Origin of the sequence: Streptomyces macrolidinus, from assembly GCF_023887685.1 — a bacterium.
Lineage (GTDB): Bacteria > Actinomycetota > Actinomycetes > Streptomycetales > Streptomycetaceae > Streptomyces > Streptomyces macrolidinus.
This window is the reverse complement of the sequence record NZ_JAMWMR010000042.1, coordinates 20351-38577: the sequence shown is the minus strand read 5'-3', so window position 1 is coordinate 38577 and position 18227 is coordinate 20351. Positions and strand designations below refer to the sequence as shown.

Here is an 18227-nt window from a genome sequence, read left to right as displayed (position 1 = left end):
CGGGTCTGCACGGTCTTGCGGGCGACGATGTACGCCTGCGGGGTCTTCTCCGACTCCTCGGCCGCTCGCACCAGTTGAGCCACCGCCTCGAAGTCCGACCGGTTCAGGAGGTCGGTGACCAGGTCCGGTGGGAAGCGGTGGACGTCCAGGGACAGGTCGTGGCCGTACGCGTGCTCCAGGTGTACGGAGCCGCCGCCCACCTTGTAGGCCAGGAGAAGGTGGCCGCCCGGCGCCAGGACCCGGTGGAACTCCGTGAAGAACACCGGGAGTTCATGCGGCGGGGTGTGCACCAGGGAGTACCAGGCCAGGGCTCCGGCCAGGGCGTCGTCCGGGATGTCGAGGGCCGCCATCGTCCCCACCTCGAACCGCAGCCCGGGGTGGGACTTCCGGGCCACGGCGACCATCTGCGGGGACAGGTCGACACCGAACGCGTCCAGGCCCAGATCGGCCAGATGAGCGGTCACCCGCCCCGGCCCGCAGCCGAGATCACCGACCGGGCCGCCCCCTCCCCGCAGTACCCGCTCCGCGAACGCGCCCAGCATGGCCCGGTCGAAGATGTTCGTCGCCAAGTCGCCCCGCAACAGCCGCTCGTAGTCGGCGGCCACGGTGTCGTACGACGCCTTGGTGGTGCGGGGGTGCGAGGTCTCGCTCATGGGGTCGGACCCTAACGGCCGCCACCGACACCGGCGTTCACCGGCGTTCGGATCCCGCCACGGCAGCCCGCGGCCCCGTACTGACGGGGCGTCAGGGGCGGTACACCGCGCCGGGTTCCGCCTTCCCCGGTGCCAGCAACTGGGGCACGGTCACGAACACATAGCCCCGTTCCTTGAGATCGTCGATGATGCCGGGCACCGCGGGCACGGTGCCCTTGTAGATGTCGTGGAGCAGGATGATCCCGTCCCGCGACGCCTGGTCCCGTACCCGCTTGCGGATCAGTTCGGAGTCGTTCGTCGTGTAGTCCTTGGCCGTGACGCTCCACAGCACCTCGGCGAGGCCCTGCTCGCGGGTGATCTTGTGCACCGTGTCGTTCGTACGGCCCTGGGGCGGGCGCATCAGGGTGGGCTTGTGGCCGGTGAGCTTCTCTATCGCGTCATTGGGCTTCTTCAACTCGTCGCGTATCGCCTGCGTCGAGATGTCGGTGAGTATCTTGTGGTCCCAGGTGTGGCTGGCCACTTCATGGCCCTCGGCCGCCATCCGCCGTACCAGTTCGGGGTACTTCTCGATGTGCCGCTTGCCGAGCAGGAAGAACGTGGCGGGAACCTGCTTCTCCTTGAGGATGTCGAGCAGCCGCGCGGAGTTCTCACTGGGCCCCGCGTCGAAGGTCAGCGCTATGCACTTGGCCTTACGGCAGTCCACGGTCCCGAACTTGGCCGGCGCCCCCGTCGCGGCGTCCGCGCGGACGGTGGCGGGCGCGGTGGTGTGCAGCGTGGTGCACCCCGTGAGCGCCAGGGCCGTGGTGAGCAGAAGGGCCGCGGCAGGCAACCCGGCGGCGCGGTTGATCGTCTTCCCCGTCGAAAGCATGCGCGTGACTCTACATGCCGTCCTGGACGCGGGACGTGGGTGTATCAGTGCTGCTCAGACGGGTGCGGAGGGTGCTCCGGGTGTGTCCTACCCAACAGGCCCCGTACAGACTCGACACAGGCCCGGCACAGGGGCGACAGAGAGTCGACACAGGGCCGACACAGGGTCTGCACGGGCCCTGCGGGCTCAGAGGTGTGCCGCGTGGTCCGGGACGTACCTCTGCCGGTCGCGCGGCGGGCGCTCGTAGCCCGTCGCCGGTGGGCGCGGCGGCAACTCCAGTACCGGTGGCCGCACTTCGTGGTACGACACGGACCCCAGCAGGTGGGCGATCATGTTCAGGCGCGCCCGGCGCTTGTCGTCGCTCTCCACGACGTACCACGGCGCCTCGGGGATGTCGGTGTGCACCAGCATCGTGTCCTTGGCCCGGGAGTACGCCTCCCAGCGGGTGATCGACTCCAGGTCCATCGCGGACAGCTTCCACCGCCGTACCGGATCGGTCAGGCGCCGCTGGAACCGCTCCTGCTGCACGGCGTCGCTCACCGAGAACCAGTACTTGCGCAGCAGGATCCCGTCCTCCACCAGCATCCGCTCGAAGATCGGGCACTGGTGCAGGAAGCGCTCGTACTCGTCCTGCGTGCAGAAGTCCATCACGTGCTCGACCCCGGCCCGGTTGTACCAGCTCCGGTCGAACAGCACGATCTCCCCGGCGGACGGCAGATGCGCGATGTACCGCTGGAAGTACCACTGGGTGCGTTCGCGGTCGGTCGGTGTGGGCAGGGCCGCGATCCGGGCCACGCGCGGGCTGAGATGCTCCGTGACCCGCTTGATCGTACTGCCCTTGCCCGCCGCGTCCCGTCCTTCGAAGACGACGACCAGCCGGGCGCCCGTGGAGCGCACCCACTCCTGCAGCTTCACCAACTCCGCCTGGAGACGGAGCAGTTCACGCTCGTACAGCTTGCGCGGCAGGGTCGCCGCCTTCTTGCCGGCCATGTCGTCTCCCCGCGTCGATGACCTGCCTTGCGGCCGGACCAGCAGGACTGCAGCACCGTACTGAACGGACAGCGAACGGACAGCAGCACCGTACTGACTCATGACCGGCCGCGCACCCCGGACGGCCGCCGTACCGGGCCGTGTGCACAGGGCGGCGTCGAGGGCGCGCGGAGCGTCGGGCATCCTGAGTAGGTTCAGGAACAGGTCCAGATGTGGAGCAAGGTGAAGGAGCCGTGGTGAGCGAGCGCTGGCAGGGGCGGCATGACGGGACCCCCGGGGCGTCTCCGCAACTGCGGCTGGACGAGCTGCTGGACGGCCTCCAGGAGCAGGTCCAGCAGGTGCGGGCGGCCCGCGACCGGATGCGCCCGCTGCTGGACGCGGTCCTGGCCGTCGGCTCCGACCTCGACCTCGGCGTGGTGCTGCACCGCATCGTGGAGTCCGCCGCCACCCTGGTCGACGCCCGGTACGGGGCGCTCGGCGTGCTCGGCGACGACGGCACGATCAAGCAGTTCGTCACGGTCGGCATGGACGAGGAGACCATCGCCCGGATCGGGCCGTATCCGCGCGGCGAGGGCATCCTCGGCCTGCTCATCCGCCATCCCGAGCCGCTGCGGCTGGCGAACCTCGCCGAGCATCCGGCGTCCGCGGGCTTCCCGCCGGGGCACCCGCCGATGACCAGCTTCCTCGGCACCCCGATCCAGGTGCGCGACCAGATGTTCGGCAACCTGTATCTGACCAACAAGCAGGGCGCCGACCGGTTCGACGCCGACGACGAGGCGGTGCTGCGCACCCTCGCCGCGGCGGCCGGTGTCGCGATCGACAACGCCCGGCTCTACGACGACGCGCGCCGCAAGCAGCGGTGGCTGGCGGCGAGCGGCGAGCTGACGCGGGGGCTGTTGTCGGGCGGGAACCCCGGCGAGGTCCTGGACTCCGTCGCCACCACCGTGCGCGAACTGGCCGACGCCGACCTGGTCACCCTCGCCGTACCGGTCGGCGACAGCGGCGAACTGGTCGTGGAGGTCGCGTCCGGCAAGCGGGCCGAAGCGCTGCGCGGCATGGTGCTGCCGGTCACCAACCTCGCCGCGAAGGTCTTCGCGTCCGGAGAGACGATCATCAGCGAGGCCGTCAGCACCGACCCGCGCATCGAGGGCGGCAGCGCCAAGGTGGCCGAGGTGGTGGAGCTGGGCCCGGCCTTCTTCGTGCCGCTCGGCACCCGCGACCATGTGCGGGGCGTGCTGCTGGTGGCGAACGTGCCCGGCGGGCCCACGTTCCCGGAAGAGGTCGTCGACATGGTCACCGGGTTCGGCAACCAGGCGGCGCTGACCCTGGACGTCGCCGAGCACCGGCGCGACGCGGAACGCATGCTGGTCCTGCGGGACCGCGACCGGATCGCCCGCGACCTGCACGACCTGGTCATCCAGCGGCTCTTCGCCGGGGCGCTCTCGCTCCAGTCCACGCTGGGCCGGGTCGCCGACCGGCCCCAGGTGGGCGAGCGCATCGAGCGGGTCGTGGACGACCTGGACGACACGATCAAGGTCATCCGCTCCACGATCTACGCCCTGCGGGAGAGCGACCGCGCGCGGGGCAGCGGGCTGCGCGCCCACCTGGTCGCGGCCACCGACCGGGCCGCCGAGGCCCTCGGCTTCGCCCCCGCGCTCCGGATGACCGGCCTGCTCGACACCGGTGTCCCCGCCGACTACGCCGACCACCTGCTGGCCGTGCTCGGCGAGGCCCTGTCCAACGCGGCCCGCCACGCCCGCGCCACGTCGGTCGACGTGACCGTGGAGACGTCCGGTACGACGCTTCGCCTGCGCGTGGCCGACGACGGCCGGGGGATCGACCCGGCCGTCACCCGCCGCAGCGGCCTGGCCAATCTGCGCAGGCGCGCGGAGGACCTGGACGGCACCTTCACCCTGGACGCGAACAGCCCGAGCGGCACCGTGGTCGAGTGGGTCGTCCCGCTGCCCGCGTCGTCGTGAACTCCCTTCTGGAGCCGGGGCGTTCAGCTACAGACCCTAGGCTGTGAGGTGCGCGGAGGCGCGCGGCGTGCGACCGCCCTCGGGTCCGTAGCCGAACCGGATCAGCAGTTGGGGGAAGCACCGCCGCCTCGGTCCGCCGACCGCGGCCCTCAGGTCCGGCCACTCCATGGCCTGATGCAGCATCGAGGTGCGCACCCCGTGCACCGTGGCCACCAGCAGGACGCGCTCCAGCGCCTGCCCCGCCCGCAGCCAGTCCTCCGGGCGGTCGCGCAGGGTCCACAACAGGGCCACCTGCGCGTGCCGTTCGAAGCGCAGGGCCGGGCGCACACCGGGCAGCGGGCCGGTGAAGTCCCGCATCGGTATCCGCCCGGTCGCCTCCCGCGGGCCCAGGGCGGTGACCGGGATTCCGTACGGGTCCCGGTCGTCGGGGGCGTTGACCCAGGTCCGGGCCTCGGCGGTACGGGCCGGGTGGCAGGCGTTGCGCGCCTCGGCGGCGGCGGCGAGGCGCAGCAGCCGCCGGGTGCCGACGATGTCGGGGACGTCCAGGCGGGAGTGCTCGACCCGCGCGGCGGCGATCATCTCCGTCACGATGCGCTCCGGCACCGGGCGGCCGGTGAACGGCATACGGCTGGTGTGGCGCCGTTCCACGGCCTCGTACAGCGCGCGGTACGACGGCTGCCCGCCCGGCTGGGCCGTCAGCCGTACGGTGGCCAGCAGATCGGGGTCGTCGCGGTCGGGGAGCAGGTCCACGACCGGAGCCCAGCCCAGATGCGCGGCGGCGACCCGGAGGTTGAAGACGGCGGCGCCCACGGACACGTGCAGGGCGCGCCGCTCCGGATCGGCCAGCGGCAGCGGGCGCCTGCGGTCGGCGCGCACCTCGATCGCCCGGGTGACCGGGTCCATCCCGAACCGCCAGGGCTGGGTGTTGTGGATCGACGGCGCCGCGACCGCCGCGGACATCAAGGTCTCCAGGGCAGCCGCGTCGACTTCGGGCGTCTGCATGACGGCTCCTTCATCGGACGCGCGGCGGGGCCGTGCGTCCGGCCGCCCGAGAGCCAGGGCAGACGTGGCGGGCGGCCGGACGCTGATCTGACCGGGAGGAAACGGCCGTACCACCACGCGCCTGCCCTGGCCGGGACGGGGGACAGGACCAGGTCGGCGCTGGGTGCGGTCGTCCACGCGAGTACCTCCGGTTCGATCACTCACAGCATGCCGCTCCGGGCCCGCCCCCGCCTTCTGCCGACCGGTCCCCGCACAGGGACCATTGGGCCCTGTCGCCGCGCGCCCGGCCGGGACCCGGGACTGCCGGGCGCGCGGTGACAGCGCTTGATCACCCCTTCCGTGCGCGGCGGTCGGCCCGTGCGCGGCGGTCGGCCCGCTTGCCCGGACCGCGGTGGCGGTTCAGTTCGATGGCCACCGGGGCGGCGGTGAAGACGGAGGAGTAGGTGCCGACCGCGAGACCGATCAGCAGGGCCAGGGCGAAGTCGGTCAGCGAGTCGCCGCCGAGCAGGGCCAGGGCGGTGAGGATGAACGCCGCGCCCATACCGGTGTTGACGGTGCGGGGCAGGGTCTGCAGGACCGCCTGGTTGGTGACGCGCGCCAGCGGTGCCTTGGCGTCGCGGCGCCACAGTTCCCGGATGCGGTCGAAGACGACGACGGAGTCGTTGACCGAGTAGCCGATGACCGTGAGGACGGCGGCGAGGAACAGCCCGTCGATGGGCTTGCCCAGCCAGGCGAAGATGCCCGTGAGGATGAGGACGTCATGGGTCAGGGCGACGATCGCGGCGGTGCCGAACACCATACGGAACCGGGCGGCGAGATAGAGGAGTTGGGCGCCGAGGGCCACGGCGAGCGCGATGAGGGCGCCCTGGCGCAGCTCCTTGCCGAGGCTGGGCCCGATCAGCTCGTCGCGGACCTTCTCCGTCTTGCCGCCGAGGTCGCGCACGGTGTCGGTGACCGTGGTCTCCTCGGCGTCGGTGAGCCGGTCGGTGCGTACGGTCAGACCGGTGTCCCCGGAGGACTGGACGACGGCCTGGGGGAATCCGGCGTCGGTGAGGGCGCTGCGGGCCCGGTCGGGGTCGACGGGGGTCGTGGTGGAGTACTCGATGAGCCGACCCCCGGTGAACTCGACCCCGAACTCCAGGCCGCGGACCGCGATACCGGAGGCCGCCAGGACGAGGAGGACACCGGAGGCGGCCAGCCAGCGGCGCGGGCGCCGCATCAGGTCCGGGGCGCGCCGGTCGAGGCGGTCGCGGACCGTGCCGGTGTGCGCGATGCCGGTGATGCGGGGGCGGCGGCGCAGTGCGGGGCGGGCCGCGGCGTACTCGGCCAGCACCCGCGTGATCACCAGCGCGCTGACCATGGACGCGAGGACGCCGATGCCGAGGGTGACACCGAAGCCGCGTACGGGCCCGGAGGCCAGGAAGAACAGCAGCCCGGCGGCGATCAGCGTGGTGATGTTGGAGTCGGCGATGGCGCTGAAGGCGTTGCGGAACCCGGCGGCCAGGGCCGAGCGCGGCGTGGGGCGGTGGCGAGAGGCGTACTCCTCCCGGGCGCGTTCGAAGACGAGCACGTTGGCGTCCACGGCCATGCCGATCGCCAGCACGAACCCGGCGAGGCCCGGCAGGGTCAGCGTGGCGCCGAGCACGGCGAGGGCGGCGTAGGAGATCAGGCCGTAGCAGGCCAGGGCCACGGTGGCGAGGACGCCCATGAGCCGGTAGACGGCGATGATGAACAGCGCGGTCAGCGCGGTGCCGAGGGCGGCGGCCCAGGCGCTCGCCGTGATGGCCTGCGCGCCGAGGGTCGGGCCGACGACGCGCTGTTCGACGGTCTCGACGGGTACGGGCAGCGCTCCGCCGCTGATGAGCAGGGCCAGTTCGCGGGCCTCCGTGTCGCTGAAGGCGCCGGTGATCTGGGTGGAGCCGCCCCCGATACCGGACCGGCAGGCGACGGACGGGTCGACCTGGGGCGAGGAGATGACGGTGTCGTCCAGCACGATGGCGACCCGGCGGGCGGGGGTGCCCGCCGGATGACAGGCGGCCTCCCCGGTCAGCCGGGCCCACCCGTCACGTCCGGCGTTCTTGAAGTCGAGGGTGACATGCCATCCGGCACCGTTCTGCTGGTCGAACAGGGCGTCGGCGCCCTTGACGTCCTTGCCGGTCAGCGCGGCGGCCTTCAGACGTAGCAACTGGCCGGACTCGTCGGGCAGGACACGTTCGCCGGTGTCCTGCGGCGGGGAGTTGCCGTCGGCCTTGGTGTCCTTCGGTGAGGAGTTGCCGTCGGTCTCGGTGCCCTTCGGCCGGGATGTGCCGTCGGCCTCGGTGCCCTTCGGTCGGGACGTGTCGTCGGCTTCGCCCAGCACCGAGTGGAAGGTGAGCTGGGCGGTGCGGCCGAGGACGTCGGCCGCCTGCTTCGGGTCCTGTACGCCGGGCAGTTCGACGATGATCCGGTTGCTGCCGGAGCGGACGATGGTGGGTTCGGCGACGCCGAGCGCGTCGACCCGGCCGCGCAGTACCTCAAGGGCGCGGTCGGTGGCCGCGCTGTCGGCGTCGGCGGTGGGGGTGGAGCGGGTCTCCAGCACGATCTGGGTACCGCCCCGCAGGTCGAGTCCGAGACGGACCGGCACGGCGACGGCGGCGTAGAGCGACAGGGCGATCACGGCGAGAGCGAGCAGTGCTCTCACTCGTTGGGAACGGGTCAACAGGGGCCTCCAGCAGGGCACACCACAGCCGCGGCACGGCGCGGCCGAAGAAGGGGAAGGGGGTGTCAGGTGCTGGACGGCGTGGGCGGTGCTCGCCCGCGGTCATGAGTGGTGTGCTCCGCGAGCGGAGGCGGCTGCTCGGAGGAGGGGGGCGCCCGCAGGGGCTGCGCGGGGGTGGCGGTCGTGCCCCGCGGGAGGGTGACGACCTGACCGGGCGGTGTGGTGCGCTCGCCCAGGGGGTCGCGGTGGGCCCTGGCCCGGCTGGTGCAGGTGGTCGCGCACGCGTCGTCGGCGAAGGGCGTGGTGTCGTGCGCGTGGGCGACGGCGGCCACGGACAGGGACGTACGGGTCGGCGCCGGGTCGGCGGGGGAGTGCCGTGCCGGGGTGCCGAGTACGGCGACCGCGGTGACGAGCGCGGTGACAAGCGCCAGCAGGACGGCGACCGGCGTACTGGTCGCCGCCCTGGCGGGACGTCCGCGGGCGGTGGGCGAGGCCTCGTCCATGAGTCAGGGATCCGGGGTCGGGGATCTGGGGGTCAGGGACCTGGGGTCAGGGCTCTATGAGGCCCGCGCGGATGGCATAGCGGGTCAGCTCCAGACGGTCGCGCAGCCCGAGCTTGTGCAGCAGGTTCGCCCTGTGCCGCTGGACGGTCTTGACGCTGATGACCAGGATCTCGGCGATCTCCTTGGAGGAGTGGCCCTCGGCGACGAGCTTGAGGACCTCCTCCTCGCGGGCCGTCACGATCTGGTCGGGGGCCTCCTCACCGTGGCGGACGCGGTCGAGGTAGTTGCGGATCAGGGCGGTGACCGCGCCCGGGTAGAGGAAGGGCTCGTCGCGCATCGCGGCCCGGCAGGCGGCGACCAGGTCGCGGTCGGCGACGGACTTCAGGACGTAGCCGCAGGCGCCCGCCTTCAACGCCTGGAAGAAGTACTGCTCGTTGTCGTGCATCGTCAGCATCAGGATGCGCAGGCCCGGCTTGAGTGCGGCCAGTTCGCGGGTGGCCTGCAGTCCGGTCAGCCGGGGCATGGCGATGTCGAGGACCGCGAGGTCGATGTCATGGGTGCGGGCCATCTCTATGGCCTCCGCCCCGTCACCGGCCTCGGCGACCACCTCCAGATCCGGCTCCCGGTCCAGGATGAGCCGGACGCCGCGCCGTACCAGCGCGTGGTCGTCGGCCAGCAGGATACGGATCTTGGACGGGGCGGGCATGGTCACGACTGCTTCCTGACGAGGGGCACGGTGAGCTGGATCCGGGTCCCGGTGGGGGACGCGGGGGTGATGTCGAGGGCGGCCCCGATGAGCAGGGCCCGTTCGCGCATGCCGCGGATACCGGCACCCTCGCACGAGGCCTCCGTCCCGCGGCCGTCGTCGCTCACGGCGAGGACCACCGCGCCGTCGGCACGATGCAGACTCACCTCGACGCGTTCGGCGTCCGCGTGGCGGGCGACATTGGTCAGGCTCTCCTGCGCGACCCGGTAGAGCACCAGCTCCGTCTCCGGATCCAGCGTGGGCAGGTCGGCCTCGAAGCGGCGCACCACACGCAGCCCGGTGTGGGCGGCGAAGTCGGTGGTGAGCGAGGTCAGGGCGCTGATCAGGCCGAGATCGTCCAGGACGCCCGGCCGCAGTCTGCGCACCAGTCGGCGGACCTCGTCCAGGCTCTCCCGGGTGATCTCCTGAACCTGCTGCAGTTCACCGCGCAGCGGTTCGTCCGCCTCGTCCGCCGACCGCTTGAGCGAGAGCAGGATCGCGGTCATGCTCTGGCCGACCTCGTCGTGCAGCTCCTGGGCGATACGGCGCCGCTCGGCCTCCTGTGCGAGCAGCACGCGCGCGCTGCTCGCGGCCCGCTCGGTCTCCAGCCGGTCGAGCATGGCGTTGAAGGTACGGATCAGTTCGGCGACCTCGCCGTGCCCGCTGGCCGGGAGCCGCTGGCCGGGGCGCAGCAGGTCGACGGTCGTCATGAGCCGGGTGAGCCGGTCCAGCGGGGCCAGGCCGAACCGCAGCAGGGCCGCGTTGGCGACGAGCATGACGACGAGACCGCCCACCAGGATGACCGCCTCGGTCAGCACGACCGGGACGGAGACGGTCACCGGAGCCCACAACAACAGCGCGGTCGCCGTGCCCAGCACCACCGCGTTGAGCCCGAAGATCCGCCAGAACAGGGACACCGGGGTACGCCTTCCTTTCCTGCCACGGTCTGCCTCAGCGCCGGTCGCGACCAGCCGCGCACCCCGGAAGCCGGGCGCGGGCACTGAGCCACGGCCAAGCCTGCCCGCCGGTCCGCGCGCGGTCGATGGGATCTGTCCCCCATTTCCGCGAGCGCGCCCCACCCATCCGGTCACCGCGGGCCACCGGATGGATCTCCCGTCCCCCGACAGATGGGTGCTGTGACCGATGGGTATCCGCCGCCGGATCGTCCAAGGTGAGAGCGGGGCCGAGCAGTCAGTCCCGCTGCGTCAACCGTAGCCGGACTGCTCGCGGCCCCGTCGACTTGCCCTGATACACGCACCTACACGCACCTACACGCACCGACACCCAGAAGGATCCGCCATGTCGCTCGATACGTCCCGGACCGAACCGAGCCCCGAGCGTCCGACCGCCCATGAGGCCCGCCAGCGCCTCGAGCACGCCCGCAACGCACGGCTGACCCAGCTCCAGGCCCTCACCGAGAACGGCCGCTCCGCGGAGGACGACCTCATGTCGGCCCAGAAGGACGGCATCCAGGAGGTGCTCAAGGAGATCGACGAGGCCCTGGTCCGGGTCCAGGACGGTACGTACGGCACCTGCCTGGGCTGCTCCCGGCCGGTCCCCGCCGAACGTCTGGAGATCCTGCCGTACACGCGCTACTGCGTCTCCTGCCGGCGCCGCACCGCCTGAGCGTCGCGAGTACTGCGAGTACTGCGAGTACTGCGAGTACCGCAAGTACCGCCTGAGCGTCGCCGTCCAGCCTTCCTGTCCCGCCCTGCCCGAGGGGTGAAGTGGTGAACCAGCAGATCATCGGGGACCGCAGTACGGTCCTGTCCGCCGAGGACCTCGCCATGCTCCGTGAGAACCTGCACGAGCAGCGCCTGTTCCGGCAGGAGCAGCTCGACCAGATCACGGCCGCCGCCGCGACCGGTGCGGGGGAGCCGCCCGCGCGGCAGGACGCGGCGCAGCTCGAGGTGACCGTCAAGCTCGCCGCCTCCGCTCGTATGGTCCTCAGCGACGTGGAGGCGGCCCTCGAGCGGATGGCGGAGGGCCGCTACGGGTCCTGCCACCTGTGTCGGCGGCCCATATCCCGCGACCGTCTGATGATCGTGCCGCAGGCCCGCTACTGCGCACGCTGCCAGCAGGTCAGGGAGGCCGGCCGGTGACCACGGCACCGCGTTCGCACCCCACGCCCGCCGGGCACAGACCCTGGCCGTTGTGCCGGCAGTGCAGTGGCGTCGCCCTGGACCTGGGCAGCGTCCGCACCCGCGCGTGGATCGCCGGCCGGGGACTGGTCCTCGACGTGCCCACGGTGACGTCCCCGGCCACCGGCGCCGTCCACCCCGTACGGCGTGGGGCCATCGTCGACACCCCGGCGGCGGCCGTGATGCTCCAGGACCTGCTCGCCCGACGGTTGTCCCGGATCGGCTCTCCGCTGGTCATCGTGGCCACGCCGGTACTGGACGGAGTCGCCTTCCGCAGCGAGGTGCGCACCGCGCTGGAGGTGCTGCGACCGCGTACGGTGCTGACCGTTCCCGCCGCCCGCGCCGTCGCCGCCGTCGCGGGCGTGGACCTGTCGTACCCCCTGCTCGTCGTGGACATAGGCGCGCACCTCACCGAGGTGATCCTCCTCACGGACGGTTCGGTCACCGACGCGCGCCGGACGATGCTGGGCACCAGCGACCTCGCGGACGCCGCCTCGCACACGCAGATCACGGACGCCGTCGTCGGCATGGTGACCACGATGGTGCGACAGGACCGCACCTCGCTCACGCTCGAAGCGCTGCGGCGCGGGGTCCTGCTGGCGGGCGGTGGTGCGCTCCGACCGGAGATCACCTACGGTCTCAGCGGTCGGTTGCACGCTCCCGTGAGGCCCGCGCCCGCCCCGCACACCGCCGCCGTACGAGGCGCCGCCACGCTCCTGGAAGCGGCACATTCGCACCCCTCGACCACGGGCGCGGTCCGCACCGTCCTGCACCTGAACTAGCCCTCGTCCGTACCCCGTTCGCACCCCCGTCCCCACCCTCCCCCTCACCCACGTCCTCGCACGCGGGCAGCTTCCGGCTGCCCGCGCGCACCGTTTCGGCATACGAGCTTCGGCATACGAGATACGAGCTTCGACATTCGAGCTTCGGCATACGAAAGGAGAGATACGCCGTGGCCGGTGAGATCCCCCAGGCCCAGCCACCTCCCGAGGCAGCTCCGCGCCCCTTGTGGTGGCGATTCCGGCGTAACCCGCTGCGCCGCCGCACCGATCTGCTGCGCGCATGGAACGGCCTCGCCCTGCTGCTGGCCCTGCTGGTGGTGACCCCCACCGTCATGCTGCTGGTCGGCAACGCCGCGTACCACGATCTGCGACGGACCGCCGAGCACGACGCCCGCACGTCGCACCGCACCCCCGCGGTCCTCGAACACGACGCGCCCCGCCACCCGGAGCCGGGCTCCGACGAGGCGAACAAGGCGCTGTACCCGGTCACGGTCCGCTTCACCGCCCCGGACGGCCGCACGCGCACCGCGAAGACCGGAGTCGCACCGGGCCTGCCCGCGGGGAGCCGCGTCCACGTCTGGGTCACCGACGAAGGCACGCTCATCGAACCACCCTTGACGAAGCGTCAGATCCGCGACAACGCCATCGGCTGGGCCCTCCTCGCGGCCATCGCGGCGGCCCTCACCAGCGCGGGAGCGTACGCCGTGGTCCGCCGCGGGCTGGAGCGGCGCGACCTCGCCGCCTGGGACTCGGCCTGGGCCACGACGGCCCCGCGCTGGACCGCGTCCACGGAGCGCTAGCACCTGTCGCGTCGCAAGGCGGCGGGACCCTCACAACAGGCTCTAGAGCATCTCTCGCGGCTCATGGCCGACCGCGAGACCGTCCGTATCGTCACCCTGCGCTCCACCATCCACACCCACACCGCCGACGACTGCCTCACCCTGCGGCCATGGGTGCAGGCCGCCCGGAATCGCGAACTCACCCACTTCCGCAAGGGACTTGCCGGGGTGGACCTGGACCGGCTCGCCAAGCTCGCCCGTGAACTCGTCGAGACCGAGCCGCGCACCATGGCACAGTTGCGCGAGGAGCTGCGCGTCGAGTGGCCGGACGCCGACCCGCGGTCCCTCGCCGTGGCCGCGCGCTGTCTGCTGCCCCTCGTCCAGGTCACCCCGCGCGGTCTGTGGGGCCGCAGCGGTCAGATAGCGCTCACCACGGCCGAGCACTGGCTCGGCCGCCCCGTCGCACCGGCCCTCGCCCCGGACACCGCCGTCCGGCGCTACCTCGGCGCGTTCGGGCCCGCCTCCGTCAAGGACATGCAGACCTGGTCGGGCCTCACTCGCCTGCGTGACGTATTCGACGGTCTGCGCCCGGAGTTGGTCACCTTCCGCGACGAGCACGGCGTCGAGCTCTTCGACCTCCCTAACGCGCCCCGGCCCGACCCGGACACCCCGGCGCCGCCGCGCTTCCTGCCCGAGTTCGACAACCTCGTCCTCTCCCACGCCGACCGCTCGCGCGTCGTACCTGCGCACCTCAAGGGCCGTGGCTGGGCGGGCAATCCCTACCCCACGCTCCTGGTCGACGGGTTCTTCGCGGGCCTGTGGCGGCTCGCGGACGACACCCTGACGATCGAGCTGTTCGACACGCTCGGCGCACGACAGCGCGCGGAGATCGTCGAGGAGGGGGAGCGCATGCTGGCGGCGACGACCGGTTCGCCGTCCCGCGGCATACGGTTCGGCACAGTGGCGACGACCTGACGGCCACGTGAACTGCAACCATGAACCGGGGCCGTGAGCTGGGTCATGGATAGGGGGCGTTGCGGGCCGCTCGTGGAGGCTCGCAACGCCCCCTGGCTGGTGTGCTGCCGGTGGGGGGTCGCACGGGCGGGGGCCCACTCACGGAAGTCTTGGGGCCTGCCTTCCGTGTGCCCGTGCGAGCGGCACACGCATACGCTAGAAGCCGGAGCGGTCCCCTCCCAATGAGGGAACCCCCTAGCGGAAGCGGGCAGGGATAACCCTCGGTCTCCGCGCGTAAACCAGCCCAGGTGGTGGGCGGGTGAGGATTCAGCCAGAGCGGTGCCCGGCCGCCAGGCGCACGATGTCCACCCGCGAGCGGATGCCCAGCTTGCGGTAGACGCGGGTCAGGGTCGCCTCCACCGTCTTGACGCTGATGAACAGACGGGCGGCGATCTCCCGGTTCGTCGCACCCTCCATGACCAGCGCGGAGACCTGCCGCTCCGTCGCGGCAAGTACGTCGAGCGCCGCGGGGGCCAGCCCCGGTTGCACCGGGCCCGTGACCGTGGCCGTCTCCACCTGGCGCAGCCACGGCATCGCCCGGCAGCGGCGGAAGAGACGCGTCGCCTCGTCGTACGAGGACGGTCCCGACCGCTGGGCGCGCAGATCCGCCAGCGCGTACGCCGCCCGCGCCTCCTCCAGACCGTGGCCCAGCCTGCCCAGCCGCTCCTGCGCATGCGTCAACTGCCTTATGGCGAGGGCTGTTTCGCCCCGCGCCGACCGGACCAGGGCCTGTGCCCGGTCCAGTACCGCGAGCACGCTCTCCCGCCCGAGCCGCAACGCCCGGGTGCGTGCGGCGTCGATGACCTCCTGCGCCTCGGCCGGCTCCCCGACGCGCACCAGAGCCTCGGCGAGGTCCCCGTGCCAGCGTCCGCGCGCCGGATCGGTGACCCCGAGGCTCTCCTCCAACTCCCGTACCCGGCGCAGCGATCGCACCGTTCCCGCCGCGTCCCCGGCCACCAGTCGGGCATGCCCGAGCGCTGCGAGCGCCCGGGACAGATAGAGCACGTCGCCGTCCTCCTCGGCGCGTGTCACGGCCTCCCGGGCCAGGGTCAGCGCCCGGTCCACCTCGCCGCCCGCGGCCTCGGCGAGCGAGGCGAGCGTGGCGCTCGCGGCCTCCCCGATCCCGGTGTCGCGCGCCAGCCGCAGACTCTCGCGCGCCAACTCCAGGGCCCGCCCGCAGTGTCCGGCCCGCAACTCGGTCTCGGCGAGCCCGCGCAGGAAGTGCGTCTCGGCCTCGACGACCCCGCGCCGCCGCGCCTCGCGCAGCAACGCGCTGATCGTCTTGCGCGCCTCGGTCAACTGGTCGCCCATGATCAGCCAGCGGAACCGGGCGGCGCCCGCGCCGTTGTGGTCGCACGCCACGCGCGGGTCCTGCGGCTCCTTCAGCGCCCGTGCGATCGTCGCGGGCGCGTCCGGATGACCCATCAGCGTCTCCGTCTGCGCCTGGAAGGCCAGCGCGAGCAGTTCGCCGCGCCGGTCGCCCGCGCGGGCCGCCAGATGTGCGGCGAGCGCCCCCTCCTGCCGGGCCCGCTCGAAGTCGCCCTCCACGATCACCGCCCGCCAGGCGAGTTGGTAGTGCACGAGGGTCAACAGCCGGGGATCGTCGCCCGCGTCCGCCAGCGCCTGCGGGAAGACCGCGTCGACCTCGGCCATGGCATGCCCGGCCGCGTCGATCACGACCATCCACGCCCGTACGCGGTCCGACGGTTCGGCCGCGCTCGCCAGCACCTCGTGGGCGATGTCCCGCGCGAGGTCGGTCTCCCCTGCGGTCAGCGCGTCCTCGGCCGCCCGCAACCGCCGCTCGTGCGGCCCGGGTTCGGCGCCCACGGGGGTGTGCCGGGCCGCGAGCAGTTCGAGCCCGGCGGCCACCGACGGCGCGCCGCGGTCCCGGGCGACGGCCGCGGCCTCGGCGAGCCGCGCCGCCACCCGGGGGTCCGTCCCGGTCGACGACAGCGCGAAGTGCCGGGCCCGCTCGATCGGGTCGGACGCCGCCGTCGACAGCGCTGCGTGCACCGTACGCCGCTCCTGCGCGCCCGCCTCTGCGTACAGGGCGGCGGAGACCAGCGGATGGGCGAACCGGATGATGCCGGGCGCGTCCCGCTCCGTCACCACCAGCCCCAGCGCGGCGGCCTGCGCGATGTCCGCCTCCGCGTTCTCCCGGCCCGCCGTGTGCAGCAGCGTCACGGTGGGCCGCGCCCCCGCGCTCGCCACGAGCAGCGTGCGGCGCGCGTCCTCGGACAGCGCCTCCAGACGGCCACGGACCAGCGCGCGCAGGGACGTCGGTACGGGCAGCGGCTCGCCGGGGCTCGGCGGCGTCGGGCTCTCGGCGAGGGCACGGCCCAACTCCAGGGCGAACAACGGATTGCCGCCACTGGTGCGGTGGATGTCGCGGACCGTGGAGCGGGGCAGCCCGGTGTGGCCGCGGTGGTGGAGAAGCTGCGCGATCTGCGCGCGCGAGAGCGGGCCGACCTTGACCGGCAGCGTGTCCGGCGGGGTCGCGCTCAGACAGCGCTCGTGGTTCTGCGCCTGCGGCTCGGTGTGCGTACGCACCGCGCACAGCATCTGTACGGGCGTACCGCCGAGGCGCCGCGCGGCGAAGCCGAGCAGCTCGACACTGGCCGGATCCAGCCACTGGAAGTCGTCGGCGACGATCAGCACCGGGCCGCTCGCGGCGAGCGCGCGCAGGGTCGAGAGCACCGCGAGGCGCAGCGCGAGTCCGTCCCGTTGCAGCGTGGACTCCCCGCGGCCGGTGAGTGCGGACTCCAGGGCGGTGCGCTGCGGCGCGGGCAGCCGGTCGGCGACCTCGTCCATCACCTGGCCGAGCAGGTCGGCCAGGGCCAGGAAGGGAAGGTGGGATTCGGACTCGGTCGCCGAGCAGCGCAGGACCGTACGCACCGTTTCGCCGTATTCCGTGCTCAGCGCGCGCAACACGGTCGACTTCCCGGTGCCCGCCGGGCCGTGCACCAGCACACTGCCGCCACCGGCGAGCTGCTCGCGTGCTCCCGCCAGCAACTCCTCCCGGCCGATGACCAGGTCGGAGCGGGGTTTCACAGGCTCCTTGAAGTCCCGGCGCACGGTCACCGCTCCCTCCGCGTGTCGTGTCCTGGGGACTATTAGGCACCTGGTGATGGAATTCGGCCAGACTATGGTGAGGCAGATAACAGGGACGTGGCACAAGGGAATTCGGCGCGGCGTCCGGTGAACGTCGGGCCGTCGACGCGGGGGAGCGGGAAGCGGGTCTACGGCAGGAGGCCGGCGCGGCGTGCGGCGACCACCGCCTCGCCTCTCGTGTGCGTGCCCAACTTCCGCATGGCGGACCGCAGATACCCCTTCACGGTTTCCGGGCGCAGCCCGAGCCGCTGCGCGGTCGCCGCGTTCGTCGAGCCGTCCGCCACACAGGACAGGACGTCCACCTCGCGCGGCGCCAGCTCCACCGCGCATGCCGAGGGCACGGGGGCACTCGCGCCCGCCAACCGCCCGCACACCTGGAGGAGTTCGGCCCGTACCACCGGATCGTGCACACGCCCGGCCAGCGCCCGCAGCGCGCCATGGGCCTCACGGACCTGCTCCCAGGCCGCGCCGGACGGCTCGGCGGGCTCGCGCGCCGCGGCCAGCAGCGACTGCGCCTCGTCCCGGACGACCAGCGCCTGCTCCACGTCCCGCGCCGCCTCCACGGCCGCGCTGAGCGTGCGGTCACCCAGCGGCTGGGCCGTCCGCAGCGCCCCGTACAGCACCGCGCGCACCCGCCGACGGACGACCACCGGCACCGCGAGCACCGACTTGACGCCCTCCGTCGCCACCGCCAGGTCGTACTCATGGCTGATGTGCCGCGAGGTCGAGTAGTCCGTCACCGCGCAGGGCCGGACCAGGACGGCCGCCTTGCCGCCCAGGCCGTTGCCGGTGGCGACGGCCAGCGCGCTGAACGCCGACGTCGTGGTCCCGCTGAGTTCGCTGATACGGATCTGGGGCCGCCCCGGCTCCACCAGCCCCCCGAAGGCGACCGGCAGCCCCGTCACCCGCCGCAGCCGCACCAGCGCGCCCCGCACCATCACCGTCTCGGCTGCGTCTGCCAC

The 18227-nt window shown here is 72.7% G+C and carries 15 protein-coding genes and 1 pseudogene; 6 read left to right on the top strand and 10 right to left on the bottom strand.

Features of this window, described 5'->3' with window-relative positions:
- From NGF19_RS28700 to ppk2, 3 genes are all read right to left on the bottom strand, one after another.
- Positions 1–653: class I SAM-dependent methyltransferase (locus NGF19_RS28700; RefSeq protein WP_252428559.1), on the bottom strand; the 653-nt coding region annotated here is incomplete at its 3' end.
- Between the two features lie 91 nt (positions 654–744).
- Positions 745–1521, bottom strand: a complete 777-nt coding sequence (locus NGF19_RS28695; RefSeq protein ID WP_252428557.1) for a polysaccharide deacetylase family protein — start codon at positions 1519–1521, stop codon at positions 745–747.
- A 186-nt stretch (positions 1522–1707) separates the two neighbouring features.
- A complete protein-coding gene (ppk2, locus tag NGF19_RS28690) occupies positions 1708–2511 on the bottom strand; it encodes a polyphosphate kinase 2 (RefSeq protein WP_252428555.1) in 804 nt (267 codons plus the stop codon).
- Positions 2512–2747: 236 nt separating this feature from the next.
- On the opposite strand from ppk2, the gene NGF19_RS28685 reads away from it, so the two are divergent.
- Positions 2748–4490, top strand: coding sequence for a GAF domain-containing sensor histidine kinase (locus NGF19_RS28685; RefSeq protein ID WP_252428553.1), 1743 nt, complete (start codon positions 2748–2750; stop codon positions 4488–4490).
- A 36-nt stretch (positions 4491–4526) separates the two neighbouring features.
- Here NGF19_RS28685 and NGF19_RS28680 read toward each other — a convergent pair whose 3' ends face one another.
- From NGF19_RS28680 to NGF19_RS28660, 5 genes are all read right to left on the bottom strand, one after another.
- Positions 4527–5492 carry an Acg family FMN-binding oxidoreductase gene (locus NGF19_RS28680; protein ID WP_252428551.1) on the bottom strand — a complete coding sequence of 322 codons (966 nt, stop codon included), beginning with the start codon at positions 5490–5492 and terminating at the stop codon, positions 4527–4529.
- A gap of 328 nt (positions 5493–5820) precedes the next feature.
- Positions 5821–8190: a protein translocase subunit SecD gene (gene secD / locus NGF19_RS28675; RefSeq protein WP_252428549.1), complete on the bottom strand. Its 2370-nt coding sequence runs from the start codon at positions 8188–8190 to the stop codon at positions 5821–5823.
- 65 nt (positions 8191–8255) lie between these two features.
- Entirely contained in the window at positions 8256–8693 is a 438-nt protein-coding gene (locus NGF19_RS28670) for a hypothetical protein (protein ID WP_252428547.1), read from the bottom strand.
- Between the two features lie 46 nt (positions 8694–8739).
- Positions 8740–9399, bottom strand: coding sequence for a response regulator (locus NGF19_RS28665; protein WP_252428563.1), 660 nt, complete (start codon positions 9397–9399; stop codon positions 8740–8742).
- Positions 9400–9401: 2 nt separating this feature from the next.
- Positions 9402–10355 carry a HAMP domain-containing sensor histidine kinase gene (locus tag NGF19_RS28660; protein ID WP_252428545.1) on the bottom strand — a complete coding sequence of 318 codons (954 nt, stop codon included), beginning with the start codon at positions 10353–10355 and terminating at the stop codon, positions 9402–9404.
- Between the two features lie 382 nt (positions 10356–10737).
- Between NGF19_RS28660 and NGF19_RS28655 the strand changes: the two genes are divergently transcribed.
- The 5 genes and pseudogenes from NGF19_RS28655 to NGF19_RS28635 all read left to right on the top strand — a co-directional run.
- Positions 10738–11064: a TraR/DksA family transcriptional regulator gene (locus NGF19_RS28655; protein ID WP_252428543.1), complete on the top strand. Its 327-nt coding sequence runs from the start codon at positions 10738–10740 to the stop codon at positions 11062–11064.
- 101 nt (positions 11065–11165) lie between these two features.
- Positions 11166–11540: a TraR/DksA family transcriptional regulator gene (locus tag NGF19_RS28650; protein ID WP_252428541.1), complete on the top strand. Its 375-nt coding sequence runs from the start codon at positions 11166–11168 to the stop codon at positions 11538–11540.
- A complete protein-coding gene (locus NGF19_RS28645) occupies positions 11537–12361 on the top strand; it encodes a rod shape-determining protein (protein WP_372505983.1) in 825 nt (274 codons plus the stop codon). The genes NGF19_RS28650 and NGF19_RS28645 overlap by 4 nt, the downstream gene beginning before the upstream one ends.
- 170 nt (positions 12362–12531) lie before the next feature.
- Positions 12532–13161, top strand: coding sequence for an Rv1733c family protein (locus tag NGF19_RS28640; protein ID WP_252428537.1), 630 nt, complete (start codon positions 12532–12534; stop codon positions 13159–13161).
- A 45-nt stretch (positions 13162–13206) separates the two neighbouring features.
- Positions 13207–14115 (top strand): annotated as a pseudogene (locus NGF19_RS28635) (winged helix DNA-binding domain-containing protein); the annotation flags it as partial.
- Between the two features lie 306 nt (positions 14116–14421).
- On the opposite strand, the gene NGF19_RS28630 reads toward NGF19_RS28635, so the two are convergent.
- Together NGF19_RS28630 and NGF19_RS28625 are read right to left on the bottom strand one after the other, a co-directional pair.
- Positions 14422–17235, bottom strand: coding sequence for an ATP-binding protein (locus NGF19_RS28630; protein ID WP_252428535.1), 2814 nt, complete (start codon positions 17233–17235; stop codon positions 14422–14424).
- 158 nt (positions 17236–17393) lie between these two features.
- On the bottom strand, positions 17394–18203 hold the full coding sequence (locus NGF19_RS28625; RefSeq protein WP_252428561.1) for a helix-turn-helix transcriptional regulator: 810 nt from the start codon (positions 18201–18203) through the stop codon (positions 17394–17396).
- Between the last annotated feature and the right edge of the window lie 24 nt (positions 18204–18227).